General features: G+C 41.1%; 26 protein-coding genes and 1 pseudogene. 5 read left to right on the top strand and 22 right to left on the bottom strand.

What is annotated here, in order from left to right; all coding sequences use genetic code 11:
* Positions 1-3: 3 nt before the first annotated feature.
* Positions 4-462, bottom strand: a complete 459-nt coding sequence (locus tag BN997_RS08885; protein ID WP_042531505.1) for a hypothetical protein — start codon at positions 460-462, stop codon at positions 4-6.
* Positions 463-668: 206 nt separating this feature from the next.
* Here BN997_RS08885 and BN997_RS08880 point away from each other — a divergent pair.
* A pseudogene (locus BN997_RS08880) lies at positions 669-875 on the top strand (UTRA domain-containing protein); the annotation flags it as partial.
* A gap of 112 nt (positions 876-987) precedes the next feature.
* On the opposite strand, the gene BN997_RS08875 reads toward BN997_RS08880, so the two are convergent.
* The 3 genes from BN997_RS08875 to BN997_RS08865 all read right to left on the bottom strand — a co-directional run bounded on the left by BN997_RS08875 (position 988) and on the right by BN997_RS08865 (position 4899).
* Positions 988-2712 (bottom strand): class I adenylate-forming enzyme family protein, encoded by a 1725-nt coding sequence (locus BN997_RS08875; RefSeq protein ID WP_042531501.1) that lies wholly within the window; start codon positions 2710-2712, stop codon positions 988-990.
* A 42-nt stretch (positions 2713-2754) separates the two neighbouring features.
* On the bottom strand, positions 2755-4020 hold the full coding sequence (locus BN997_RS08870) for a beta-ketoacyl-[acyl-carrier-protein] synthase family protein (protein WP_042531499.1): 1266 nt from the start codon (positions 4018-4020) through the stop codon (positions 2755-2757).
* A 282-nt stretch (positions 4021-4302) separates the two neighbouring features.
* Positions 4303-4899 (bottom strand): DNA-3-methyladenine glycosylase, encoded by a 597-nt coding sequence (locus BN997_RS08865; protein ID WP_042531497.1) that lies wholly within the window; start codon positions 4897-4899, stop codon positions 4303-4305.
* 216 nt (positions 4900-5115) lie between these two features.
* Between BN997_RS08865 and BN997_RS08860 the strand changes: the two genes are divergently transcribed.
* Positions 5116-6267 carry an acyl-CoA dehydrogenase family protein gene (locus BN997_RS08860; RefSeq protein WP_042531495.1) on the top strand — a complete coding sequence of 384 codons (1152 nt, stop codon included), beginning with the start codon at positions 5116-5118 and terminating at the stop codon, positions 6265-6267.
* Positions 6268-6333: 66 nt separating this feature from the next.
* Here the strand turns inward: BN997_RS08860 and BN997_RS08855 are convergent, their stop codons facing one another.
* Both BN997_RS08855 and BN997_RS08850 read right to left on the bottom strand, forming a co-directional pair.
* Positions 6334-7551: an MFS transporter gene (locus tag BN997_RS08855; protein ID WP_042535944.1), complete on the bottom strand. Its 1218-nt coding sequence runs from the start codon at positions 7549-7551 to the stop codon at positions 6334-6336.
* Between the two features lie 20 nt (positions 7552-7571).
* Entirely contained in the window at positions 7572-8615 is a 1044-nt protein-coding gene (locus tag BN997_RS08850; protein WP_042531493.1) for an ArsR/SmtB family transcription factor, read from the bottom strand.
* Between the two features lie 340 nt (positions 8616-8955).
* Here BN997_RS08850 and BN997_RS08845 point away from each other — a divergent pair, with 340 nt between their 5' ends.
* Complete coding sequence (locus BN997_RS08845; protein ID WP_042531491.1) at positions 8956-9822, top strand: SDR family oxidoreductase; 867 nt, start codon at positions 8956-8958, stop codon at positions 9820-9822.
* A gap of 50 nt (positions 9823-9872) precedes the next feature.
* On the opposite strand, the gene BN997_RS23170 is transcribed toward BN997_RS08845, so the two are convergent.
* From BN997_RS23170 to copZ, 3 genes are all read right to left on the bottom strand, one after another.
* Positions 9873-10037, bottom strand: a complete 165-nt coding sequence (locus BN997_RS23170; protein ID WP_175297026.1) for a hypothetical protein — start codon at positions 10035-10037, stop codon at positions 9873-9875.
* A gap of 3 nt (positions 10038-10040) precedes the next feature.
* Complete coding sequence (locus BN997_RS08840) at positions 10041-12467, bottom strand: heavy metal translocating P-type ATPase (protein ID WP_042531489.1); 2427 nt, start codon at positions 12465-12467, stop codon at positions 10041-10043.
* 109 nt (positions 12468-12576) lie between these two features.
* A complete protein-coding gene (gene copZ / locus BN997_RS08835; protein WP_042531487.1) occupies positions 12577-12783 on the bottom strand; it encodes a copper chaperone CopZ in 207 nt (68 codons plus the stop codon).
* A gap of 155 nt (positions 12784-12938) precedes the next feature.
* Between copZ and BN997_RS08830 the strand changes: the two genes are divergently transcribed.
* The gene (locus BN997_RS08830) at positions 12939-13739 is read left to right on the top strand and encodes a GNAT family N-acetyltransferase (protein ID WP_042531485.1); all 801 of its coding nucleotides are present in this window, start codon (positions 12939-12941) and stop codon (positions 13737-13739) included.
* A 68-nt stretch (positions 13740-13807) separates the two neighbouring features.
* Here BN997_RS08830 and BN997_RS08825 read toward each other — a convergent pair whose 3' ends face one another.
* From BN997_RS08825 to BN997_RS08795, 7 genes are all read right to left on the bottom strand, one after another.
* Positions 13808-14260 (bottom strand): DinB family protein, encoded by a 453-nt coding sequence (locus BN997_RS08825; RefSeq protein ID WP_042531483.1) that lies wholly within the window; start codon positions 14258-14260, stop codon positions 13808-13810.
* 102 nt (positions 14261-14362) lie between these two features.
* Complete coding sequence (locus BN997_RS08820) at positions 14363-14947, bottom strand: hypothetical protein (protein WP_042531480.1); 585 nt, start codon at positions 14945-14947, stop codon at positions 14363-14365.
* 163 nt (positions 14948-15110) lie between these two features.
* Positions 15111-15590 (bottom strand): GNAT family N-acetyltransferase, encoded by a 480-nt coding sequence (locus BN997_RS08815; RefSeq protein WP_042531478.1) that lies wholly within the window; start codon positions 15588-15590, stop codon positions 15111-15113.
* Positions 15591-15715: 125 nt separating this feature from the next.
* Positions 15716-16204 (bottom strand): nucleoside 2-deoxyribosyltransferase, encoded by a 489-nt coding sequence (locus tag BN997_RS08810; RefSeq protein WP_042531475.1) that lies wholly within the window; start codon positions 16202-16204, stop codon positions 15716-15718.
* A gap of 77 nt (positions 16205-16281) precedes the next feature.
* Positions 16282-17046 carry an HAAS domain-containing protein gene (locus BN997_RS08805; RefSeq protein WP_042531473.1) on the bottom strand — a complete coding sequence of 255 codons (765 nt, stop codon included), beginning with the start codon at positions 17044-17046 and terminating at the stop codon, positions 16282-16284.
* Between the two features lie 213 nt (positions 17047-17259).
* Positions 17260-17877, bottom strand: coding sequence for an NUDIX hydrolase (locus BN997_RS08800; protein WP_042531471.1), 618 nt, complete (start codon positions 17875-17877; stop codon positions 17260-17262).
* Between the two features lie 96 nt (positions 17878-17973).
* The gene (locus tag BN997_RS08795; protein WP_042531469.1) at positions 17974-18273 is read right to left on the bottom strand and encodes a Dabb family protein; all 300 of its coding nucleotides are present in this window, start codon (positions 18271-18273) and stop codon (positions 17974-17976) included.
* Positions 18274-18462: 189 nt separating this feature from the next.
* On the opposite strand from BN997_RS08795, the gene BN997_RS08790 reads away from it, so the two are divergent.
* Entirely contained in the window at positions 18463-19587 is a 1125-nt protein-coding gene (locus tag BN997_RS08790; protein ID WP_042531467.1) for a DUF4352 domain-containing protein, read from the top strand.
* 106 nt (positions 19588-19693) lie between these two features.
* Here the strand turns inward: BN997_RS08790 and BN997_RS08785 are convergent, their stop codons facing one another.
* From BN997_RS08785 to BN997_RS08760, 6 genes are all read right to left on the bottom strand, one after another.
* Complete coding sequence (locus tag BN997_RS08785; RefSeq protein WP_042531465.1) at positions 19694-20566, bottom strand: AraC family transcriptional regulator; 873 nt, start codon at positions 20564-20566, stop codon at positions 19694-19696.
* 91 nt (positions 20567-20657) lie between these two features.
* On the bottom strand, positions 20658-21638 hold the full coding sequence (locus tag BN997_RS08780; protein ID WP_042531463.1) for a zinc-dependent alcohol dehydrogenase family protein: 981 nt from the start codon (positions 21636-21638) through the stop codon (positions 20658-20660).
* Between the two features lie 95 nt (positions 21639-21733).
* A complete protein-coding gene (locus BN997_RS08775) occupies positions 21734-22462 on the bottom strand; it encodes an ABC transporter permease (protein ID WP_042531461.1) in 729 nt (242 codons plus the stop codon).
* On the bottom strand, positions 22463-23173 hold the full coding sequence (locus tag BN997_RS08770) for an ABC transporter permease (RefSeq protein WP_042531459.1): 711 nt from the start codon (positions 23171-23173) through the stop codon (positions 22463-22465). It lies immediately after the preceding gene.
* Positions 23170-24081 (bottom strand): ABC transporter ATP-binding protein, encoded by a 912-nt coding sequence (locus tag BN997_RS08765; RefSeq protein ID WP_042531457.1) that lies wholly within the window; start codon positions 24079-24081, stop codon positions 23170-23172. The genes BN997_RS08770 and BN997_RS08765 overlap by 4 nt, the downstream gene beginning before the upstream one ends.
* 136 nt (positions 24082-24217) lie before the next feature.
* On the bottom strand, positions 24218-24712 hold the full coding sequence (locus BN997_RS08760; RefSeq protein WP_042531456.1) for an NUDIX hydrolase: 495 nt from the start codon (positions 24710-24712) through the stop codon (positions 24218-24220).
* Positions 24713-24725: the final 13 nt, after the last annotated feature.

The following is a 24725-nucleotide window of genomic DNA, read 5'->3' as shown; positions in this document are numbered from 1 at the left end:
TTTTCATAAGTTTTTTGCAGCTTGCTTATTTTTGGTGCTTTGCTGCAATGCCCTTAATACAGCTAATTCATTTTCATCCTGAACAGAAGCATTCAAAAGAGATATGAACGATACATAAGGAATTATACCTTCATCATGGTGGAAAATATAACCATATAAATTATTTTTAATTTGCATGAAATGATTATGAAGCAGGCTAACTGCCTGATCAATCGCATTTTGACCATAAGCAGATCCTAATTGATGTGTGTGTCTTACACTTTTTTCAAGTACACGAATCTTGGGGGCTTGTTTGTTATTATTCATTAAGTCAAGGTAGTACTTGCTGTCATTAGCCATTTCTTTGATAAATCTATTCATCAAATTTGTATAGGCTTGTTCTGTTTCTATCAAACGTTCCAATTTGTTCTTGGTTGGCTTTCCGAATAGAAATACAGATTTTTTCCGATCATTTTTCCCCAAATATGATCACCCTTTCAATTTTTGGTTGTCCATGTATTTCTTAAAAGGATTATCCCATTAGCTCAGAATAAGTTAGCCATATGAAACACCTTCAACGAACTTTTGTTCGTAATTTAATCATATCAAACATTAGTTCGTTTGGGAAGCCATGCCATAACTTTCCTTCCATAATTGTTCCATTACTCAGGGAATTACATAAATAACATGGTCTAAAAGTTGGATTCTCTGATATGTATATGCAAACTGGCAAATTGACTGAACAGGAAGCAAGTTATTTGAAATTAAAGAACGGTGAACCTAAGCTCACGATGGAAAGCATCTTCTACCTGACAAATGGAATACCCTTCGATTACTCCAAGGTTACTTACAATTACAATCAATCGCAATTTTTTATTTTAGGTACAGGAATTTAATTCCTTTAGCACCTCAAATAAACCTGCTCAAAGCTGTTTTAACAGGTTTCGCAGCAGGTTTATTTCATCCCAGTTTCATGAACAGTAAACCCCGCCATATCAGGATTTCACGTTATTTCTTCCGTTTTTCTTCCGCTATATCCTGCAGTTTAAATTTCTGTATCTTACCTGTTCCCGTCAGCGGCCAATCCGCCGCTTCTACAAACCAGATATAACGCGGGACTTTAAATCGTGCTACATGCTCCCGGCACAGCTTTCGGATTTCCTGCTTCGTGCAGGTTTGGCCTTGTTTTAATTCCACAAACGCGGCACCGGTTTCTGTTGTTAATTGATCCGGCACGCCGACGATATAAACTTGATTTACTGCCGGGTGCATGGAAATCACATCCTCTACCTCTTTGGGAGCTACGGTTTCTCCAGATACTTTATACAGATCCTTACTTCTTCCTAACAGCCGAATATAACCTTGTTCATCAATCGTCCCCAGGTCTCCGCTGCGGATATATCCGTCCTCATCCTTGGCAAAAGCTGTCTCTTCCGGCTTTTTATAATACCCTTCTGTTACCACATTTCCCCGCACCGCTAACTCGCCGGCAGAACCGCTTGGCAGTGTTTCTCTTGTATCGGGATCAATCACTTTGTACGTGACACTTTTATCTCCAAACTCCGGATGAGCAGCGGCTCCTGCTGTTTTTACTTTCCCGACTGTTGTAGAAATAATTTCTAATGGATCTCCGATTTCAGTAAGCATTGTGGTAGAGCCCGCTTCTGTCGCGCCACAGCCTGTACCAATTTCGGTCACTTCTAATTCATCTACTGCTCTTTTCCATAACGGGACCGGCGAAGGAGCGGCACAGCATAATAGCGCATAAAGAGACTTTAGATTGGTATGCTTTACTTCCGGACGATTTAATAAGGCAACAAGCATCGATGGAACAGCCAGAAAATCATGAACCTGGTATTTCTCCATCAGCTCCAGTGACTGAAGTGGCTGAAACGCATGACAGGTCACCATCCCTCCTCCTACAAAGGAAGCGGCAAACAAGCCTTCCTGCAGAAAGTAAACATGGTACATCGGCAGCGGAGCATAAATACGTCTTCCTACCTCATATCCTCTGGTTAAGCACGTTGCAAAACCAGAACGGAGCAGCATATCATCCGTCAGCATCACGCCCTTCGGCAAGCCTGTAGAGCCGGAAGTATAAATAATAGCTGCAGTTGCGTCTGGATTATCTGTTTCCTTCCAGCGTTTGTTTAACGCCGTTTCTTCCACTGCTCGTGCACCTTGTAAAAATACTTCCCATGTCATATAGATTTCCGGTACATCTGCTTCTTTGTTGGGAATACAAACTGCTTTAGTAAAAGGGCTCTCTGCATCCGCTTGGAGTTCAGAAACAATATTCTTTACCCCTTCGGCATGATGCTGTTTTCCAGCGTATTGATGCGTAATCAGCCAATTGGTATCGGATTGACGCAGCATATAGGTCAATTCTTCCTTTTGCAGCTGCGTATTCAGCGGGACCATCACTGCTCCTGCCATCGAGGAAGCTACAAATAATGCGACGTATTCCGGTTCATTTTCCATTAAAACTGCGATATGGTCCCCCGGCTTAACGCCTAAATGCAGCATTGCCTTTGCATATTCACGTGCCCGCTCCCACATTTCCCCATAAGTTACAGCCTGATTCGGCATCATAATCAAAGGATTATCGCTATATTGCTGGCACTGCTTATGAAAATGCGTCGCAATCGTCCGCCTCTCCCAGCTCGGATACATCTTTTCCAGTGCAGCCTGCCGCTCCACTACACTCCCATGGCCTTGCCGTTCTTCTAGCATTCTTATCTCTCCATTTCATTATTCGTTTCCTCTTTTGCCCGATTAACCTTGAGGTGCCTGCCAAATCACAATTCCATTTTGTCCGCCAAAGCCAAAGGAATTGCTCATTGCTGTCTGGATTTGCTGCTTGCGGCTTACATTTGGAACAATATCCAGCGGAGCCGCTTCGTCCCTATTTTCTGAATGAAGGGTTGCCGGCAATATTCCCGTCTCTATTGCCTTAATCGATGCAATGCTTTCAATGGCTCCAGCCGCTCCTAATAAATGCCCGACGCTGCCTTTAATGGAGCTGACCGGCATGTTATCCAAATTCTCTCCAAATATCATCTTTAATGCTTTCGTCTCTGCAATATCTCCAGCCGGAGTCGACGTTGCGTGCGCATTAACATAGTCAACCTCCTCCGGTTTTAACTGTGCGGAACGGAGCGCCCGCTCGATTGCCAAAGCGGCGCTTGTTCCTTCCGGGTCAGGAGAGGTGTCATGATACGCATCATTCGAAGCTCCATATCCTTTTAACGTTGCGTATATATGCGCTCCTCTTGCTTTGGCACGCTCCAGCGGTTCCAGAACAAATAAACCTGCTCCTTCTCCCATAACCATTCCTGTCCTCGCTGCATCAAACGGCCGGGACCATGTGGAAATATCTTCCGGACCTTTTGCTGCCAATGCGCCCGCATCACCTAAACCGGATAAAAAGACATTGGACCATAAGCTATCCACGCCTCCAGCAAGAATATAATCCACATCGTCACGGAAAAACCAGTAAGCAGATTCTCCGATAGCATTAGCCGAAGCAGCACATGCAGTGACATATGTATTCGACGGACCGCGGAATCCGTATTGAATCGATATCGTACTTGCCGCTGCATTCGGAATCGATTTAGAAATCATACGCGGTCCGACTCTTTTTGCTTTACCCGTCGCTAATTTTTCAGACGCCTGCTCCAACGACTGAATCCCGCCAAAAGCTGTTCCAATCGCTGTTCCGACCCGATTTCGGTCTACCCCATCTATGAAGGATTCTCCATCATTTTTTAACAATCCGGCATCCTTTAATGCTTCATCTGCTGTTATCAAAGCCAGCTGGGTGAAATAATCCGTATTTCGGATAATCTTTTTAGATAGAAAATCAGACACTTCAAAATCAGGTACACGAGCTCCTGCTTTTGTCCACTTTCGTATATTTTCATCGGTTATTTCCCTTACCGCAGAATGATTCGCAATTAAATTATCCCAAAACGCGGGTACTCCCATGCCAAATGGCGAGACAGCGCCCATCCCCGTTACTGCAATGTCTATCTGTTTCATGCCGCATGCTCCTCTGCATATTTTTTAGACCAAATCTTCCCCTGTGTACATTCTCTATTATAAACATGACCAGCCTACCATTTGCTGCCATATCCTATTCAAAACCTAGTATTATTATAATGTAAGTATATATTTTCCTCAAACCATCCATTCCCAGATTTGTTTAGACTATCAGGTTATCTGTTTTTATTTTCTTACTATAATAAATTGAATTTAATATTAATAGCTACCGCTACATAAAAATTCCCGTTATCGTACAAATGATAACGGGAATTTTAAGGGTTATTTAGAAACAAATTTATTGCCGGCTACCCAAAAGCGATAGGGATAATCTCTGGCCTCTCCAGAATTATCAATACCAATCCGCGGACCGCGATTTATTTTCTCCGGCTTTTTTCCTTCCGCAATAAACAGCGGCGGCTCCTTGAGAGACCGTCCATAATCTCTCATATTAATATCTAAAGCCTGCGATAGTTTGCCCGGCCCGCTTGTTAGATTTTGAAATTTTTTCACTGGACGGCGGGCCATCATCAGATCGATTCCTGTATAAGGCTCCACTGCACGAATTAATACGCTTTCCGGTACTTCCTTCTCCGCACTGACCACATTAATTAAGCAATGATTATGAATGAGATGCGTATAGGTCATTCCAGCCTCTGCATAGAGAATCTCTGTCCGTTTCGTTCGCCGATTTCCAAATCCATGCGCTGCTCTGTCAGCATTTCCCAGATATGCTTCCGTTTCTACAATATATCCAGCGCTTGTTCCTTCCTCCGTTTGCTTTACTAAAATGCATCCAAGCAATTCTTCTGCTAACTGTAAGGTCGGATACTGATAAAATGCGTCTGGTAATGGGGTTAGATTAGGATCTTGTTTCATCGTATACACTCCTCGTTCTTATATCTCCTCTATAAGTTTACCCCATTTTAGTTAATTGTTAAGCATTCCCCTTTAAATAACTCCACCGTGCCTCTTACGGCGCAAAATATATTTCGGCCCATTCAAGATAATTGAACTATTCTGCAAACAATGAAATAATATAAATAAAACAAATCTGATGAATATACTTTGTCTTTTTCAAGGAGGAATACTGGTATGAGTTCTATAACAGCCCTAAAAACAAAAGAGGAGCGGGTCCAGCTTTTATCCAAAACAGTGGAGCCCTTTGGTGAACGTGTTCGGGAGCTTCCCGACGGCGCTTTTCCATATGAGAACTTTAAAGACTTGCAAGAAATCGGTTACCCGGCACTCACTGTACCTAAGGAAGATGGCGGAGCGGGTATTCCGCTGGATGAACTGCTTACCTATCAGCAAATAATTGCCCGGGCAGACGGTTCCACTGCATTATCTATCGGCTGGCATATGGGAATCATAAAACATTTAGGGGAAAGCAAGCCCTGGGACGAACAGATGTATACGAAGGTAATCAAGGACGTGGTTGAAAATGGTGCATTATTAAACAATGCCGCAACAGAACCGGCAACTGGAAGCCCGACGCGCGGCGGCAAACCGGAAACAACTGCTGTCAAAAAAGACGGTGGCTGGGTGATTACCGGACGAAAAACCTTTACGACGTTATCGCCAATCTTAACTTACTTTGTCGTTAGTGCTTCTATTGATGGAACAGATGACGTCGGTAACTTCCTGGTAAAGCATGATTTGGAAGGTGTTAACGTAGAAGAAACATGGGATTCGATTGCGATGCGCGGTTCTGGCAGCCATGATCTCGTTTTAGAAGAGGTTCATTTAGAGAAAGAAGATCTCGTTGAAATCATATCCAATCAGAAAAGAAAACCAGCAGGCTGGCTCTTGCATATACCGGCATGCTATCTCGGCATCGCACAGGCTGCTCAAAAAGATGCTGTCGCCTTTGCTACAAGCTATTCACCAAACAGTATCAAAGGGACGATTTCCGAGCTGCCGAATGTGAAACAAAAACTGGGTGATTTAGAGCTTCTTTTACTAGAATCTGAATACTTCCTGCATGCCATTGCAGATAAGTGGGATAAAGGCGATGAAGAAACCAGAAATACAATGGGCCCGGAATTAGGAGCAGTCAAGCTGTCTGTCACCAATAAAGCCGTTCAAGGTGTAGACCTTGCCATGCGTGTTGCCGGCGCGCAAAGCCTCAAGCTGAAAAATAATTTTGAACGCTATTACCGTGATGTCCGCGCCGGATTGCATAATCCGCCGATGGATGATATGACGGTGATGCAATTAGCGGATAAGTCGATACGCGAACTGTAAAGCATTCCAGCTAATAATGAAGGAAGAGCATACAGTAATGGAAGGAAGCTGTATGAAAATCTCGTTTCATACAGCTTCTTTTTCTTTGTCTGCATCTTCATCTATAAATTTAAAATATGGAAGCAAGATTCCCAATAAAGAAGTGGTGCTTATCACCATCCCTATCAATAAATATAATGGCCGGACGCCCCACATGTCACTTAAGTAACCACCGGCCAGGACACCTAATGGCATCATACATAGAATAATTAACAGCCTCACAGAGAATATTTTCCCCATTAAATGATGCGGGATGATTTTTTGGCAGATTGTCGTATTATGTATCGCGAAAACAGCCATAGCTACTCCGCCAATTACCTCTGTCAGAATCCCCAATAGAATGCTTGTATTAAAAAATAGAAATACAAAGGTCAGCCCGCCGATAAACAAAGCGCCGAGCATGAGTTTTCTCCGGCTTTTATACTTTATCTTACCAACCAAAATAGAACCTAAGATAAAACCAACAGGAAAACCGGCCATAAAATAACCGTATGCTGCGTAGCTTCCAGATAACTCCTCTGTTATATAAGGAAGCGTCGTAACCATTGTCACCCCAACACCAAATTGGACAAAGCCAAGAAATATTCCTAACCAGACAATCACCCGTTTTCTAAAAAAGTAAGTGATACCCTCTGTAAATTCCTTTATCCACGGCGCTCTTGTTTTTTGCTGGATTCTCGTCTCTTGGATAAAAAGCAACGTGAAACCGCTTAACAAAAGCAATGTACTTACTAGAACCATCGTAGGCAAGACACCCAGATATTCAATCACGACTCCCCCTAAAAAAGGAGCGGTAAAGGTCATGAGCCGTGCTGTTCCTTCCAGATAGGCGTTCGCTGTTTCCAATTGCCCCTTTGCCACGATGGAAGGCGTGATTGCCTGATTTGCCGGAACATACAGCGGTGTAATTAAGCCAATGATAATCTGCACGAAATAGACATGCCATGGCAAAAGCGAATCTGTCCATAAAGCAAACAGCGGCACAAGAAAGACAAAGCCTCTTGCCATCTGGGAGAATATCAATATCCACTTGCGGCTCCAGCGGTCAATAAACGGACCGATAAATAATTGGAGCACCAAAGAAGGGATAAAATATAACAGCCACATACTCCCAAGGGCGAGGGTCGAGCCGGTTAATTGATAAATCAAAATGGAGTTACAAAAGGTTCCAAAAGCACCGCCCAGCTCTGAAATTCCATTGCCAATCCATATGGACAGAAAAGATCTATTCTTAAAAATGGACATTTCCTTCTGCTTTATCCCCTTCATTTTTCCAGATACCAGTCAAATTCTTTCGCTAAAAGGGAAAATACATTCTTTTTCAAGCAATATTTGGAATCGCGTATTTCTACGATTTTTGCTGCTCTTAATATTTTTAAATGATGGTGAATCGTCGATTTCCCGATATCTAGTCTTTCTGTCATATCCTGCAGCGTCCTTGGATGTTCAGATAATAATTTAACCATTTTCAAGCGTACCTCGTCACCTAATGCTTTATATTTCTGAACGAGAAAATAATCAGGCATATACCGATCGCTTGGAGACACACTTTCATTCGCAACCGGATAATAAAATACTTTGGTTCCTTCGATATCTGCTTCAATATTCCACGGACGATAAATATATTGAGGAATCAATAAGACGGTGTGGACACTGGGTTCAGGTATATAAGTCACCCCGCCGGTCGCCCATTGCACTAGTTCCTCCGAAGACACTTTCTGCTGCCTCTCTTTTTTTGATTGATAATCCTTTTCTAAAATTGCTTCGGTTTCCTGCTGTTTCTCCTTCCCTACTTCTTGATACCAGCTGTTCATTACCTTTGTCAGATGCTTTTTTAAAGATTCCGCTTCACAGGTACTGATAAATTCGATATATGCTGGAAAGAACGGGTTATGTTCTGTAACACGCATCAGCTCTTTGACTGCCTTTGTCTCTCCTTGCGCAGCCTGCTCCCGGTCGGTCTGATAATGACCTCCGACAAAAGGCAGGCAGATAAACTTCAGCTCTGTATCTGTTAAACCTTGTACATATTGCTCGAACGTTTCTAGACTTGAAAATTCCTGCTGATGAAGTATTTGGAGCAATGCTTTCCACGTATTATTTTTTTCAACAAATTCCAATTCCTCCGATAACGCTGCGGAAATAGATTCTCTTATCTGCATCCAATATTCTTTAGGCTTATCTAATGTATCCAGCAGCCGGGTATTTGTTATTGCCGCAATTCCTAACGCACATTCCCACAAAATAGAATAATGGAGCTTGACTTGATACGTTTCTCTTTCTCTGCTTGTTGTTTGCAGAACATCCACTTGATCACTCCTCGTATGTTATTTATTTTAGTTTAACACATATTCTATAAATATAGAATTTAATATTTTATATTTATGAAATGTATTACATCATCATATAGTGCTATCACGAAGAGCTTTGATTGTATAAAAGATGATATGAGTTAAAGAGAAAAGAATACTCCTGCTCCGCGCTCTCTAGAATCAGCTCTCTTCTAATTTGATACAATTAAAATTTTAAAAACTTGCAGCTTCTATTCATCTCTTTGATATGCCTTTCAAATTAAAAGGTTTATAAAACGCTCGTAAGTGGAAAAATGTTGATACATACTTGGAAACTGAAAAAAGGGAGGAACGTATGATGAAACCGACAGAAATGCAAAAAGGCAGTACACCAAGACAAACACAAGATAAGCAGCCGGGAATTGAATCGAAAATGAACCCGCTCCCGCATCAGCCAACAGATTATACAGGTACAGATAAACTAAGAGGAAAACATGCGCTGATCACCGGCGGTGACAGCGGAATTGGCCGTGCTGTTGCTATTTTATACGCGAAAGAGGGAGCAAATGTTGCCATCTCTCATTTAGATGAGCACGGAGATGCAGAGGAAACGAAAAAGCTAGTCGAAGCAGAGGGCGTCCAATGTCTCCTTCTTCCTGGAGATATCAAAGAAGAAGCTCATTGTATTGATTTAGTCCAAAAAACAGTAGAAGCATTTGGCGGCATCAATATTTTAGTCAATAATGCTGCCATCCAATTTGACCAGGAAAATGTAGAAGATATTCCTTCTGAACAGTTTGAAGAAGTATTCCGCGTGAATTTCTTCTCGCAATTTTATCTGACGAAAGCAGCTGTTCCGCATATGGGACAAGGAGATTCAATCATTAATACCTCTTCCATCAATGCCTATAAAGGAAATGCTACATTAATGGACTATTCGGCAACCAAAGGGGCGATTACTGCTTTCACTAGAAGTATTGCACAAAGTCTTGCTAAAAAAGGAATTCGAGCGAATACCGTCGCTCCTGGACCTGTATGGACACCGTTGATTCCATCTTCATTTGACGAAAAGAAAGTGGAACAATTTGGACAAGATTCTTTAATGGGACGGCCCGGTCAGCCATCAGAGCATGCTTGGCCTTATGTGATGCTTGCCTCCAAGGAAGCTTCTTATATGACTGGACAAGCTATTCATATTAACGGAGGAAGCTGGACATCTTCCTAATAAAAAACAGCCTGTATTCTCGATAAAAGAATACAGGCTGTTATCTATTTCTATATAAAATCAGTTGAATTTACTTCTACAACTTGTGCTGCTGCATGATCATGAGGTTCTAAATCATTGCTTTCAAATGGATTATCCCCTGTGATCACACCATATGCAATAACTACAGCACATACATAAATAATCCCGATACTTACCCATTTTTTAATCGCCATCGATTACGCCTCCCTTTTCAGCTTCAAGCGCTGAAGTCTGAGTGCATTGAGCACGACGGATACGGAGCTGCACGCCATCGCTGCGCCAGCAACCCATGGGGCTAACAGTCCAATCGCAGCAACTGGAATAGATGCAGAATTATAGGCAAAGGCGAAAAATAGATTTTGCTTGATATTCCGCATTGTTTTGGCGCTTAGCTCAATACTGTCAGCCACACTGTGTAAATCACCGCGCATTAGCGTCACATCTGCTGCTTCTATGGCGACATCGGTTCCTGTACCAATTGCCATTCCAATATCGGCAATTGCCAGAGCGGGGGCATCGTTAATGCCGTCGCCTACCATCGCTACTTTTTTGCCTTCCTGCTGCAGACGTTTAATTTCATCTGCTTTTTGATCTGGCAAGACCTCTGCAATGACACGGTCGACACCAACCTCTTTGGCAATGGCCTGCGCTGTTCTTTCGTTATCTCCTGTAAGCAGAATAACTTCCAAGTTTTGTTCATGCAAACGTTCAATCGCTTCTTTTGATGTTTCTTTCACCGTATCAGCAACAGCAACCATTCCTGCCAGTGCACCTCTATAACCGATAAGCATTGCCGTTTTTCCTGCAGCTTCAAGCTCTATCATTTTTTCTTCGATGGAATCAATTTCGATATTTTGCTGCTTCATCAATTTTCTTGTACCAATATGGAGAGGTTCTCCCTCCCAGGTTACTTGAATACCTGCTCCGGGTACCGATTCAAAGTCGGTCGTTTCGATTAAATCAATATCCTGTTCATCGGCGCCTTTAACAATGGCTTCTGCGAGCGGATGCTCTGAATGCTTCTCAGCAGAAGCAGCCATTTTTAACAGCTCTTCCTTGATAATATCTCCTTGAGGAACAACATCTGTCAAAGCAGGCTCTCCTTTGGTGACGGTTCCCGTTTTATCCAGCACAATTGTTTCAATCAAACGTGTATTTTCTAGATACTCTCCGCCTTTAAACAGAACACCTAATTCCGCAGCTCTGCCTGAGCCGGCCATAACCGATGTCGGCGTTGCAAGCCCAAGTGCACAGGGACAAGCAATAACCAGGACAGTAATTGCAGGAACTAAAGCTGCACGTAAATCTCCTGGAGCAACCAAGAAGTACCAGACAAGGAATGTCACAATCGCAATACTGACAACCACAGGAACAAAGATTCCAGATACACGGTCTGCTACCCGCTGAATATCTGCCTTGCTTCCCTGCGCTTCCTCGACAACTTTTACAATTTGCGCAAGTGCGGTATCCTTTCCAATTTTCGTTGCTTCAATTGTCAGCATGCCATTTTTATTGATGGTGGAACCAATCGCCGTATCCCCGATATTTTTATCAATCGGAATACTTTCACCGGTAATCATTGACTCATCTACAGCTGATTTGCCTTTGACAATCGCGCCATCAACCGGTATTTTCTCTCCTGGACGGACGATAACCTGATCGCCGACAGCTACTTCTTCTATGGCAATTTCCAACTCTTCCCCGTCACGGATAACACGGGCTGTTTTCGCCTGCATATCTAACAGCTTTTTAATCGCCTGACCAGTGCGTCCCTTCGCACGTACCTCGAATAATTTCCCAAGCAGAACTAACGTAATAATCACCGCAGCAGCTTCGAAATAAAGTTCAGGCATGCCGGCTGCGCCTTGTATCTGCCACTCTATTCCGAGAAAAATACTATAGAGATAGGCTACCGATGTTCCTAGAGCAACGAGTACATCCATATTCGCGCTTTTATTTCTTAGTGCTTTATAAGCCCCTATATAAAACTGCTTCCCTGCAATAAACTGCACGGGCGTTGCCAGCGCTAATTGTACCCATGGATTCATCAGCATATCCGGTGAATAAATAAACGAGGTAAAGGAAAAATGCGTCACCATCGTCCATAACAACGGGAGCGTCAAAATAGCGGAGAAGATAAATTTTCCGGTCTGATGACGAATTTCCTCTTCTTTCCGGTTTGACGTCTCTTCCTTAGATACCTGGGGTTTAAGAGCATACCCTAGTTTCTTCACTACCTCCATCATATCCTGGGATGTTACTTGATTTTCATTATATTCAACCGCCACATTTTCCAATGCGAAATTGACATTGGCTTCTGTCACGCCATCCATTTTGTTTAAACGTTTCTCAATCCGATTCGCACATGCTGCACACGTCATTCCCTCAACATCAAAGGTCTGCTTTTCATGCTGGACATGATAGCCCAGCTGCTCGATTTTCTTCTCAAAATCCGCTACCGATGTCTGCTCTGGATTATAGTGAATCGTCGATTTTTCGATTGCAAAATTAACATTAGCATCTTCTACACCATCTACCCGCTTCAAGCCTTTTTCAATTCGGGTAGCACAAGCCGCACAGGTCATTCCTTCAATAGGCAATGTGACTTCTTTTTTAGCTTCCATCCAAACCGCCTCCCATACCTATACAGGGTATGTAATCCTTTAAAAAGGAGATCGTGCGGAATCTCTCGCACGACCTTTATTAAAATATCTAGACAAGATGTGTTCCTATTTAAACAACATCATAACCTTGATCTTCAATTGCTTCTGTAATATCGTCCAGCTTAACTTTCCCTTCATCAAAGGCAACATCCACTTTACCTTCCTGAAGATGAACGTTCACTGTATCTACGCCATCCAGACCGCCTACCGCTCCTTCAACAGAACTCACGCAGTGCTGACAAGACATACCTTGAACTTGAATTGTTTCGTTAGCCATTTTTCTAACCTCCCTTACATTCTATATCTATCATAACATACCCCTTATAGGTATTGTCAAGAGAGATGATTGGATTTCTTTTCACGATTAATGGACACCGCAAACTTATCATTGATAGAATAAAAGCGAGCTTTATCAGGAAAGGGAGTGACGTGATGGATAAGAAAAAGCAGAAGCAAATCATGATGCATAACTTAACCGAGAAATCAAAAGCAGCAGCAAGAAAAACAAAGGAAGCAGTGCTTTACGAAGAACATGGCTTTACATATATCGATGCCCAGCTTCCATCCTATAATTTTAATGTCGTTACCTTATCCGAAGATACCCCGCTCCCGCAAGAGGAACATGTTCAAAAAATCATAGCTATGTATGAAAATAAAGGATACCCCATGAATGTATGGGGATGGGAAGACCAACCAGAGATAACCAGTATGTTTAAAAAAGCGGGGTTAGTTGAATACGAAACGGATTATTTAGGAATGATTGCTGATTTGACAGCTTTTCATCCTGGGGGTCCTCATAAAGATTCAACGATGCAATTTAAAAAAGTTACTGCTCCAGAACAACTGATTACTTTCGGTGCAATTCTGGCCAGTCTATATGAGGAGACCGAGGAAGAAATACAAATCAATCATTATTTTCATCGTGCTGCACAGCATAGCTTTACAGATTATAAACAGTCACAGCATTTTCTTGGCTATTACCGGGGCAAACCGGTTGCTATTGGTTCATTATTGTTTACGGAAAACACAGCAGGAATTCATGATATTGCTGTGTTAGAAAGGGAAAGAGGACGCGGATTGGGTACAAAGCTGATGTACCATCTGATAGAGTCTGCTATAGCTGCAGGAGCTGAATATTGCACCCTTCAAGCCTCTCCGGAAGCGGAGGGTATTTATCGAAAGCTCGGCTTTGAAACCATCCGGAAGCTGAAAGTATATGCTAACTTTAAATGAATGTTTTCATACAATAAGCGATCCAACAAGCAATGAATCAACCTGCCCGCCGGATCGCTTTTTGCCGCTTAAGCCGCAGCCAGAAAATCTTTTATCTGTTTTAAATGATGCTCATCATGTTTTGTAAAAATTTTAAGGAAGCTCTCTGCTGAAAATTTCCGCTTTCCGCTTCCGATGGTAAATCTATCATTTTTATCTACCGTTCTAATCTTCTCTAACAGCTGCTTCCTCCGTTCCATAAATAACTCTATTATTTCATCAACGGTTTTTCCCTCAAGTGATTGAATCGCCTTTTCATTCTGCGTATCGTGGTCTGGAAATGCCGGCAGGTTCGCTCCCTGCTGCATTTGGGAAACCATATTATGAAGATTGTAGTCATCCCAATAATACATATGACCAATAATTTCTCTTATCGACCAGGCATCTTCTTTTATAGGAGTGTTCAATGTCTGTTCCTCTACTTTTTTCAGTTCGGAAACAGCGGCTATCGTACTTTCGTATGCAGTAAATACGTTACTCATATTCGTTTCCCCCTCACTTAGTCTATACCTTTCACACGCTTGAAAAAGGTGTCTTCCCGCCTGTCGGAGCAATGAATTCTATATTTGCAGATAATCTAAATCTTATTCTACTTCTGACGCAGGGACATACGATTCTATATGATCATTTAATTGGTCTCCGTTAAAATCTTCTTCCGTAACCATTAATTTATCGCCATCCCGCTCTAATTGAAAGGTGTAAAACGGACCATGGTAATTAAATAACCACGTCAGTTCAGCTGTTTCAACGGCTTCCACTTCCCCTAATAATTCTCCAATTATCTCCGTATCATCCTCTGCGGTTTGTTTCATATAATCAAAATCAATGTCACCATCATCAATCTCCAGATTTACCTTTAAGCGGCTATGTACAGAACCATCTTCTAAAATATCAACGCCGTTTTCCTGAACAGAATACGTCTCCGAACCTGCCACAAGCGCGGAAAATATATCTGATTCTACATCGCCCGGCTGGATTTCTTCCTGCTCTTGCTCTTCTTCTGTACTCTCTTCTCCATCACCGGCAGATTCGCCACTTTCAGCCTGCTCACTTTCCTCTGCCTGTTCATTGTCAGAAGCATTATTCTCATTACCTTCATCATTTCCACACGCAGCCAGTACAAATAAAGCCATTATTCCCGCTGTCATCAAACCAAGTATTTTTTTCATTTTCTTCCTCCCGTCTTTTCCTTTTAAAAATAGCATAGCGAGATTGGAAATCAACAGGGAAAAAGAACTGATTTTTCATTCTATTCTTTTAATTTCTTTCAATAACAATACAATTGTCCTGTGTTTTTACAATACCTAGAAACAGGAATATTTTTTACTCGATTTACCTAAGCTTTAAAGCTAGAATATATTGCTCTCCTTTAGGACCTTCTTTTCGTATACCCGTATCTGCAAATGCAACTTGTTGATAAAGCTTTTGTGCGGCTGTGTTTTTATGATTAACTGCTAAAATGATCTCATCACATTCAGGAAATGTATCCTTCACAAAATCCTCCAGTAACCGCATCCCTTTTCTGGCATACCCCTTGCGTTGATGAGCTTGATCAATAGATAGCGCAGTCAAAAGGATAGCATGAGGGTTATCGGTGTATTCTTTTACACGGTCTGTCTGATGCAGCAGGAAAAAACCCACCGGCTCCCCGTGATTCATAATCATAACGCCATACTGACCTTCAGCCAGATCAACGACCTCTTTCGGCAGCGCAGTAAATTGATGCTGCTCTTCCGGAAGCTCAAATTGATACAGCTGATCCATGTATTCTTCGGATAAAAGCTTTAAGGTGATTCTTTCCGTTTTTGACATAACCCTTCTCCTTCAACATTATCTGTTTATTCATTAAATAGGATGGAGGACATCAATAAAAAAGAGAAAACCAAACCCGCCCATCATAGCAGCATGAAGGACAATTTTGATTTTCTCTAAAAGCATTATAGCTGTCTATTCTTTACCTCTAATACAGCTTCCACAGCCTCTTCTATCGTAGAGGTAATCACACCATTCCGCTTAACTAAGCCTACTAAAAATAAATTGCGATAAACAAATTGATTTTCTAAAGCATCTTCCACAAGCGCATCTATCTTTTTCTGATTATCTCTCCCCTGCTGGCGGGTATCCGTAAATACACCAACAATCGGACGTTTCAACATCGAAAAAGCACCAATCTCAGCAGCTACACCAGAATCTATCTCTACACCGTCCAGTACTGCGATTAAAATATCACTCTTTTCCAATTTGGATAAATCCGCTTCTGCAATAATCTCACTATTGGCATAAGCCGTTTTATCATTAATTGCAGCATTTTCCTGCGGGAGATATAAATCTATCTCTGGAACAGCTTCACGAATCGCCTTTGCCAGCTGTTCATTCACATAACGATCGCCCATTGAAAATAACCCATTTGCCAAGTAACCCTTCACTTCAAGCACCTCTTATCTATTTTGATTCCTGCTTATCTTTCATTGCTTACATTCTAACAAAATATGTCTGGTTACAGCTATTTTTCTTCTTGAAACTCTAAATAAATATAAGCCCCTACAATCAACACCGTTAAAATAATACCCAGAAACGCTTGCATATCTACTCCAAGCGGTGTATTTTCCAAAATCAAGGGCGGAAAATTCCAAGCTATTAAAATAACGGGCAATATCCATGTTTTCGCCCAAACAGAGAGCAGTATCGCCGTTGCTGTTACAACTCCTAATAAAATCATACTACCTGCGAATGGAATCGTAACAAGCGACGTTTCCACATAACCATCTATAAAATAAGCCGCTATAAATAAAAGCATGCTAATCACTGCCGGAATAGCGAGCATGGCATATTTTTTAGATTCAGATAACTGATTTCCAGAAGTATACCGCACTGCAAATACAGAACCAATGATAAATAATAGCCCAATAACAACGGTACTCAGGATTCTAAAAAGACTGTACGCTACAATTTCTCCATACAATACCCCGCGTAAGGCGTCCCCAAACAGCATAAAAACAATCGCGCCTATTAGAATATAAGGTATCAGCCAAGATACCGACGGATTCTTTTTTTCCACTTCTTTCTTCAGCTTGTCTACATATTCCTTTGGGGATTGATTCGTAATTTGTTCAATCGGCTCATTATTCTGTTCCATCTCATAAAGCTGCTGTGCCAGATTATCTGCAACATCTTCAATATCCGATTGCTCAATCCCTTGAGAAAATAAATACAGCCGCAGTTTTTCGATAAATCGATTACTTTCCGAGCTCAATTTCGTCCGGTCCATGTCTACTCTCCTTTTTTGCTTCTATATCAATGTGTTTCCACTTTTGATTATTCCATTTACTTTCGGATTGCCAGGAATTCTTTTCTTCCTATGCATACCTCATCATATAAGAAAACATCCCTATTCTAAAGGACATGGACGTGTTTTACAAGAAATTTAGAACAGCAGAAATATTCTCTTCTTCCCAAGAAGCAATGCTTCATCCGTATGGTATTAATCAAATAATGCCGGTTTCTCCGGGTCTCTTAAAAATTCAAATAAACGTTTGATTTGTGTTTCCGTATTCCGGTTTAATGAAAGATTAGGCAGGTTATCCTCTGCAAAAAAATCAATCCCCTTTGTCTCCATACCTAAGCTGGCTTCCCCGCTGATAATCTCGCACTGAATACATAATTTATAATATTGGTAAGGCTGCGGCGGATGCGCATGCTTATTCGTATCAAAAACAGCGAGCAGCTTTTTGGCTTCAACATGAAAACCCGCTTCTTCCTGAATTTCTTTGGTAACATTTTCTCTTGGAGATTCACCGACATCACAAAAACCGCCTGGCAATGCCCAAGCATCATCATGTTTTTCACGTACCATTAAAATACGGTCATTCTTGAAAACCACGCCCCGCACATCTACTTTTGGAGTCTGATATCCTGTTTCATTAGCAAATAAATCACGGATAGATTCAAAATCGTGGCCCGTATATTCGTTCATAATCTCGATGCTTAAGGTACGCAGCTGTTCATACCGCTCTTTATCATACATATCATTTGTGAAAGTTAATCCTGCCTGTGCTAACGACTGGATTTGCTTTGCCCATTCTAGCCATTTATCACTCATCCAACTGCATCCTTTCATTGATTCATTTTATGTATACTTGCTGCGACATAGGAAAAAACAGCATAGAAAACCTTTCTACACTGCTTCTATCTATGTTTATAGTTGATAATCTACACAAACTCTATCCTGCACGCATTCCTTTACAAATCCGGATACACGGACATGCTCCGGGTGTATTTGATATTGCTGTAACGCTTCTTCCGTTTCAAATTCACTATCCAGAATAATATCACGGTCACTTGTTGCCAGCGGATTAAGAATGACACGGATAGAAACAACACCTTCTATCTTATCTTTTAAACTCTCTAACTCGTTCTTGATTTTTTCTGCATTTGTCTTCTTCTCTGCTTCACTAAAATTTTCACGGTGATTCCATTGTACGATATGTTTAATCATGCCTAACAGCTCCTGTTCATTTTATATACTAAAATTTTATCATATACTGCCCTTTTGGGACATCCATAACATAATTATATTATTCACATATTTTAGAATTATTTGATGCCATTGTCTTTAAATGATAAGGTAAGAACAAAGGATTATTTGCTCAAATTTCTAAAAATTATTAAGAAAGGAAGTACGGCAATGTACAAAACAGCAAGAACAGCAGGTTTTTTTCGGACACTCCTTTTATTCATTGCTTTCGCAGTCTTTATGATGGGATGCAGCTCTAATTCTGATGAAAACAATGAAGACTCCAGTGTCACAGCAAATCAAAATGAAGAGACGGAAGATACAGCGGCTAACGGTACAGAGGAAGAAGTTACAAATGATGAATCAGAAGGTTCTGAGCTCTATCATGAAATGGGAGAAACATTTGAAATCGAGGGATACAGTTCTGGTGTCCCTGCAGAAATTACCGTTAATGAGATATGGATAGAGGACGGAGAAGATCATCAAGCATTTATTGAAGAAAGTATCGCTTCCCCATCAGAGGATGACGCCGTTGCATTTGTTGATTATACCGTAGAAAATATCGGGGATCGTTCCATTAATATGGGGGACGTTATTCCGGAATACGCAGCTCTTAATGGAAGTTTCGACCTTGATTTGAGTTACCCTGAAAACGATACATTCACTGACCAGCTGGCGTCTTTCCAGGAAAGTTTAGACGAAGGCGAATCCATGGATTTGGTCGGAGCTGTTGCGGCAGATGAAAAATCACTCTATGCCGGTGCACTGATGTGGAATTTCGTACAGGACATTCCTGAGATTGTTTTCTATACTCCACAGGATGAGCGCAGAGATCAGATTGGCACCTATGATATTGGAGAAGACATGTATTTAAACGATTATGGAGAAGATACATTTTTTAAGGTGAATATCAGCAATGTGGAAATCAATGAAGGGAATGAAAATCTTGATTTAAGAGATGAAACGGAATCTGTCCTTGCTGTTGATATGACATTTGAAAATCAACTTGATGAAGATGTAACTTTATATCATAAATTTCCGCAGCCGCATGTAGAAGGCCTGGTAGATGGTCAAGGAGCAAACAGTTCTGTTCATCTTGTAATCGATGGACAACCTGTCGAAGATTTATATGAGGGGCCTGAGGGAAAAATTGGTCCAGGTGAAACGCTGGCAGGAACCGTCTATTATGAAATAGTCAGTGATGATGTAGAGGATGTTCAGCTGCTTTTTCCAAATCCATCCCTGCTTACATTTCCGGATTACGGGATGTGGGTTAATTATAATTTGGAGAGTTAGCACATCATGAGGGAAGCATCCTTTATGAATCCCCAAAACAAATATCATCATTATGAAAAACGAGGTGCTCTAAAGCAGCACCTCGTTTTTCACATTTGTGTCCCTTCTAATCCTTTCTCTTTACAGCCATCCAAATCTCACTATACACATTATCCAGATTGCTATAATCTTCTACAAAAGAGATTTCAGGCGCTTCCACTAATTCATAATCGGAGGAAGGAAGCCATTCAGCAGCAATTTTTGCCCATGTTTCCTGCATCGTTTGAGGGAACGGTCCTTGTGAAGAGAAAATAGCCCAAGTATGAGCAGGTACCTCCAGCACATCCAGCTCTCCAAATGGTCCTTCTTCATTTGTCAATACACCAATCATATGCTCCAAATAGCCTTCTTCTTCCATTCTGCCTTCATCAAAATGATACGAAGCATTAATTACTTGTCTAGGCTCTAGATTAGCATGTTCATGCATTTTGCCTTTTTGAGATTCCGTAATACTTTGCGCCAACTGTTCAATTTCCGGATTAACTCCTTCAAACTGCATTGGCACTCTTTTACTGACACCAATTATTTTAAATGCTTCTTTTTCTACAATTCGATAATTCATTTCTACTCCTCCTTGAATCGTTAATTGGAAGGTGAGTTTCGGAAAAGCTTTAAGGGATTGCTTTTGCTGCTGTTTCACTTCAGAAGGTTTACACCCTGCCCATTCCCGGAACGCACGGGAAAAACCATCGATAGAATGATAACCATATTTAAAGGCCGTATCTGTCACATTAACATCCTCCCGCAGCAGATCAAACATTGCATTGGAAAGCCTCCGATTACGAATATAGGCAGTCAGCGTCATCCCGGCTAAGAAAGAAAACATGCGCCGGAAATGATAAATCGATGTACCAGTAATTTTTTCAATTTCTTTCTCATCGATTTCTGTATCTAAATTCTCCTCAATATACTGTAATGCTTCGTTCATGCTGCTTTGCATTTCCTTTCCTCCCTTCCATTGATTCAAGTATAGAAGCTATTCATAAAAATGACTCGACAAAAAAGAAACGGATTTTATCGGAAAAGCATCATCAGCTGCTGGATAAGATTACTTTTCCTTTTCTGCCATCCGCAAGTGTATCCATTACCTGCTTTATATCTGCCAAATCATAATTTGCTTTCTCAAGGCCAAGCAGCAGCTCTTTCTTCTCCACAAGCCTGATGATTTGCTGGAAGGTTCCCTGCCATCTCGCCTGGCTTACCCTTTTATTCCAGTGTCTTAAATGAAAAATATTCATTTTCACTTTATCTGCAAAGGCTCCCCAATCCATCTGCTGTCCAGACAACAAGCCGATACTCAAAAAACGGCCCTGATTGCGTAAACAGCCAGCTAAATCAGAACCAGCACTGCCTCCCAATGAATCAATTGCAGCATCGGCTCCTTTTCCATTTGTTTTATTCATCACCATTTCAAAAAGGGATTGTCTTGAGGTATCTACCACTTCAGAAGCGCCAAGCTCTAAAAGCTTCTGTGTATGTTTATCATTTCTCACAACTGCAATCAAACGTAAATTTAAAACTCTTGCAAGCTGCGCATATAAATGTCCTATTGCTGACCCACAGGCATTAACTAACAGCACACTACCTGGCTGTAATTTCAATATCTCTGTCAGCGTAACCCACGCCGTCACAGGATTAATATATAGTTGCGCAGCCTGTATCTTATCAATGGATTCCGGCACAGGTACAGCAAATGCAGCTGGCGCCCGAACAAAATCCTGCCATGTCCCCTCACCCCGTAATGGTAAAACACGCTTGCCTATTAGCTCTTTGCTGACATTAGCGCCAACATCCGCTACAACTCCAACGCCTTCGTAGCCCGGAATATAGGGCAGAGGAATTCTGTGTGAATAGCTTCCTCTTACCGGGATTAAGTCCGAGGGGTTAATTGGTCTGGCTAACATGCGTACAAGTACTTCTCCTGCTTCAGGGGGAGTGGTTTCTTTGCCTGTTATTTTTAATACTTCATTAGGATTACCAAATGAATCACAATAAATATATCTGTTTCGCACTTTAAGATATCCTCTCTTTTAAAGCATTGCCTTCTCCCTATTATAATGGAAAAAGGAACAGCAGACGACTGCCATTCCTTTTGTATTTCTTCCTATTAAATCGCTTTTCTCTGAAAATACAGATAGCCTCCAATGAAAAATAATAAAAAACTGCCGCCCACAACCATTAGTATCTGATCCCAGGGTACAAAAAAGAAATCTTCTGCACTTCCACCAATATTCATCATTAAAAAGGGCTGTCCCCACGGATAATATGGCCCAAATCGCTCCGAATTAATTACTAAAATCGTCGGCAATGTAAAGATAACATTTATCGCAAATGGAGCTGCAAAGCTTTTAAATGCAATCGAAACCCATAGCTGTAAAGCAATCAACGGAAATGTTGCCATCCAGCCTCCTACAATCGTTTTCCACACAATATCCATCGGAAAAGGCTCTGTAATCCCACCTATCATACCTACTAAGTAAATAGAGACCAAGTATAATAATTGCATTACAAATATAAGGAGCAGCAATAATACATATTTGGAAAGAAAGACCTTTCCTCTTGTTACCGGCAGTGCCAGCAGCTGTTTCCAGCCTCCCTTCTGATGTTCGTACCGGCAAATCACACTAGCTAAGACACCTGAAATTAAAGGCAGAAATAAAACAGCATAAGTAAAATTCATCATCACCAATTTTTCATACCATGGATTTATTGCTCCTATATCGCCTAACGAGCTGGACATTCCAATAAATAATCCAACCAGCGGCGCCACCAATAGAAGTAGCAGCACTTTTGACTTTCGCAGTTTATACCACTCAGAACTTATTACGGAAATCATTTATTTAACGTCCCTTCTTTTAAAATCAACCATCCCCAGCAAATACAGCAACACTCCAAAGCCGATTCCTAACAAGGCATTGATATACGCATGGCCCCAATCATTCGATAGTGCCGGCCATTTCCAAATCATCCAATCAGGTAGAAGCGGAGCAGAATATGCAAAAATAACACCAATCACGCCTAGAGTTACCGGGATAGCCTGATTTTTACTTATCGTAGCCACCCAGAGCTGCAGTCCTAACACCGGCAGCGCAGCAAAGAAAGGTAAAAAACTGTACTCCATTAACCGTAAATACGGAATATCTTCTCCTAATCCCAATGTCAGACCGTAACCAAATACAAACAGGAATAAAAGGACGGAGGACAAAAATAAGATACAGCTGATTACCGTAAACTTAGATAGATATACTGACCGTTTGGATACAGGCAAAGCAACTAACTGCTTCCATGCATTGGTTTCATCTTCAATACTCGACATAAAAGATGTTAAAATCACAATCCCCAAAACAATCGCAAGCGGGGTAAATGTATTGATATTCAAAAGATAGTAAAGCCAGCGATCATCCATCTGCTCAAACAGATAATCTTTTCGCACTCCATAATTGACCATCTGCAATGCCACTACACCAAAAGGGCCAATCAGACACAACAGCCACATACCTTTACGCTTTATCTTTAAAAAATCCGATTGTATCAGTGGAAAAATCATTCTGCATGTTCCTCCTTTGTCATCTCCAAGAAGATATTCTCCAAAGACCGTGTTTCTTCTTGCACCCGATAGATAGAGAAGCCTTGCTGGACGAGGTAGTCAATGGAAGCAGCTACCTGTTCATCGTCCTCCACTTGCAGATTGATATGTTCTTCTCCTAAATCGGCTTTTTGTCCATTGGCAAGCATTGAACGCCAAGCTGCTTCATTATCATTTACCTTTATTTGAATAGAAGCTTGTGCAATTTTACGCATGGTTTCAATCGAATCCTGAAAAATCATTTTCCCTTTAGTCACTACCCCTACCCTTGTTGCCATCTGGTCAATCTCAGATAATAAATGACTGGATATCAATACCGTCATTCCATATTCTTTCGGCAAACTTTGAATCAATTCACGCATTTCAATAATACCGGATGGATCCAGTCCATTTGTAGGCTCATCCAAAATTAGCAGCTCCGGCTGATGAAGCATGGCAGCAGCAATCCCAAGGCGCTGCTTCATCCCAAGTGAAAAACCTTTTACTTTTTTATTTCTAACTCCATGCAGGCGGACCAGCTTCAATACTTCATCTATTCTTTCCTTTGGTGCATGTAGAATTTTTCTGCTAGCTTCTAAATTTTCTTTAGCGGTTAAATGCGGATAATACGAAGGGTTTTCTACCAGCGAACCCACATTTTTCAAAATGTCTATCCGGTTGTTTTTCATATCTTTGCCAAATAATTGAACAGAGCCGGAAGTTGGCCGCATCAACCCTAACAGCATACGAATTGTTGTCGTTTTACCAGCCCCGTTAGGACCAAGAAAGCCATAGATTTCTCCCTTTGGTATCTTCATTTCTAAATTTGACACTGCTTTTTCTTTTCCAAATGATTTTGTTAAGTTCTTTGTTTCTACGATATATTCCATGATTATCACCTCTACTTTCAAAGTTAAAGATGGAAGGTTAAAATAAAGTATGTGCTTTGTTTAAAATTTGTTTAAAAAAGCCGGAATTTTTAAGTTATCTTGCTTGTTGAAATGCCAAAAAAAGAGACAGTTTATATCACCCGTCTCTTTTCATTGCAACATCTAAAATACTTTGATGTAATGTATTCCAATTTTTATTATATTTTTTTATATCTTTCGGATTTATCCATATTCTATCTCTCGATTCATGAGCGGCTTTAAATTCATAAATTTGCTGCACATCCATACGATAAAAAATCTGATAACCAACTTTTGGGTAACGTCCTTCCGAATTCCATTCGATATTTTCGGTATGATCTACTGCGATATATCCTAAAAGCGAACAACTGCCTGTAATATAGCCTTCTTCATAAGCTTCACGTTTAAAACAATCTGCAGGCGCTTCCTCTTTTTCAATATGCCCGCCCGGTATATCCCAGCCCCTGTGATTTAAATTCACCAGGATCAATTTATTATCCTTGAAGCATAAACCGTGTACACTTGTTATCAATTCCTTTTCTGGAAGTTCGTTAGCTTGTATCCAAGTTAATTTTACTTTTCCATTTCCCCAATATACGTAAGCACTTTTCATTATCACTTCTCCC

Source organism: Oceanobacillus oncorhynchi, from assembly GCF_000821065.1.
In the GTDB taxonomy this organism is placed as follows: domain Bacteria; phylum Bacillota; class Bacilli; order Bacillales; family Amphibacillaceae; genus Oceanobacillus; species Oceanobacillus oncorhynchi.
Note: the sequence above shows the minus strand (reverse complement) of the source record. Positions and strands in the feature narration are given on the sequence as shown.

What these genes read in the sequence shown, in the direction of transcription:
- BN997_RS08875 (WP_042531501.1), bottom strand. Translation starts at nt 2,712, where the DNA reads ATGCTAGAAGAACGGCAAGGCCATGGGAGTGTAGTGGAGCGGCAGGCT.
- BN997_RS08870 (WP_042531499.1), bottom strand. Translation starts at nt 4,020, where the DNA reads ATGAAACAGATAGACATTGCAGTAACGGGGATGGGCGCTGTCTCGCCA.
- BN997_RS08865 (WP_042531497.1), bottom strand. Translation starts at nt 4,899, where the DNA reads ATGAAACAAGATCCTAATCTAACCCCATTACCAGACGCATTTTATCAG.
- BN997_RS08860 (WP_042531495.1), top strand. Translation starts at nt 5,116, where the DNA reads ATGAGTTCTATAACAGCCCTAAAAACAAAAGAGGAGCGGGTCCAGCTT.
- BN997_RS08855 (WP_042535944.1), bottom strand. Translation starts at nt 7,551, where the DNA reads ATGTCCATTTTTAAGAATAGATCTTTTCTGTCCATATGGATTGGCAAT.
- BN997_RS08845 (WP_042531491.1), top strand. Translation starts at nt 8,956, where the DNA reads ATGAAACCGACAGAAATGCAAAAAGGCAGTACACCAAGACAAACACAA.
- BN997_RS23170 (WP_175297026.1), bottom strand. Translation starts at nt 10,037, where the DNA reads ATGGCGATTAAAAAATGGGTAAGTATCGGGATTATTTATGTATGTGCT.
- BN997_RS08840 (WP_042531489.1), bottom strand. Translation starts at nt 12,467, where the DNA reads ATGGAAGCTAAAAAAGAAGTCACATTGCCTATTGAAGGAATGACCTGT.
- copZ (WP_042531487.1), bottom strand. Translation starts at nt 12,783, where the DNA reads ATGGCTAACGAAACAATTCAAGTTCAAGGTATGTCTTGTCAGCACTGC.
- BN997_RS08830 (WP_042531485.1), top strand. Translation starts at nt 12,939, where the DNA reads ATGGATAAGAAAAAGCAGAAGCAAATCATGATGCATAACTTAACCGAG.
- BN997_RS08825 (WP_042531483.1), bottom strand. Translation starts at nt 14,260, where the DNA reads ATGAGTAACGTATTTACTGCATACGAAAGTACGATAGCCGCTGTTTCC.
- BN997_RS08820 (WP_042531480.1), bottom strand. Translation starts at nt 14,947, where the DNA reads ATGAAAAAAATACTTGGTTTGATGACAGCGGGAATAATGGCTTTATTT.
- BN997_RS08815 (WP_042531478.1), bottom strand. Translation starts at nt 15,590, where the DNA reads ATGTCAAAAACGGAAAGAATCACCTTAAAGCTTTTATCCGAAGAATAC.
- BN997_RS08805 (WP_042531473.1), bottom strand. Translation starts at nt 17,046, where the DNA reads ATGGACCGGACGAAATTGAGCTCGGAAAGTAATCGATTTATCGAAAAA.
- BN997_RS08800 (WP_042531471.1), bottom strand. Translation starts at nt 17,877, where the DNA reads ATGAGTGATAAATGGCTAGAATGGGCAAAGCAAATCCAGTCGTTAGCA.
- BN997_RS08795 (WP_042531469.1), bottom strand. Translation starts at nt 18,273, where the DNA reads ATGATTAAACATATCGTACAATGGAATCACCGTGAAAATTTTAGTGAA.
- BN997_RS08790 (WP_042531467.1), top strand. Translation starts at nt 18,463, where the DNA reads ATGTACAAAACAGCAAGAACAGCAGGTTTTTTTCGGACACTCCTTTTA.
- BN997_RS08785 (WP_042531465.1), bottom strand. Translation starts at nt 20,566, where the DNA reads ATGCAAAGCAGCATGAACGAAGCATTACAGTATATTGAGGAGAATTTA.
- BN997_RS08775 (WP_042531461.1), bottom strand. Translation starts at nt 22,462, where the DNA reads ATGATTTCCGTAATAAGTTCTGAGTGGTATAAACTGCGAAAGTCAAAA.
- BN997_RS08770 (WP_042531459.1), bottom strand. Translation starts at nt 23,173, where the DNA reads ATGATTTTTCCACTGATACAATCGGATTTTTTAAAGATAAAGCGTAAA.
- BN997_RS08765 (WP_042531457.1), bottom strand. Translation starts at nt 24,081, where the DNA reads ATGGAATATATCGTAGAAACAAAGAACTTAACAAAATCATTTGGAAAA.
- BN997_RS08760 (WP_042531456.1), bottom strand. Translation starts at nt 24,712, where the DNA reads ATGAAAAGTGCTTACGTATATTGGGGAAATGGAAAAGTAAAATTAACT.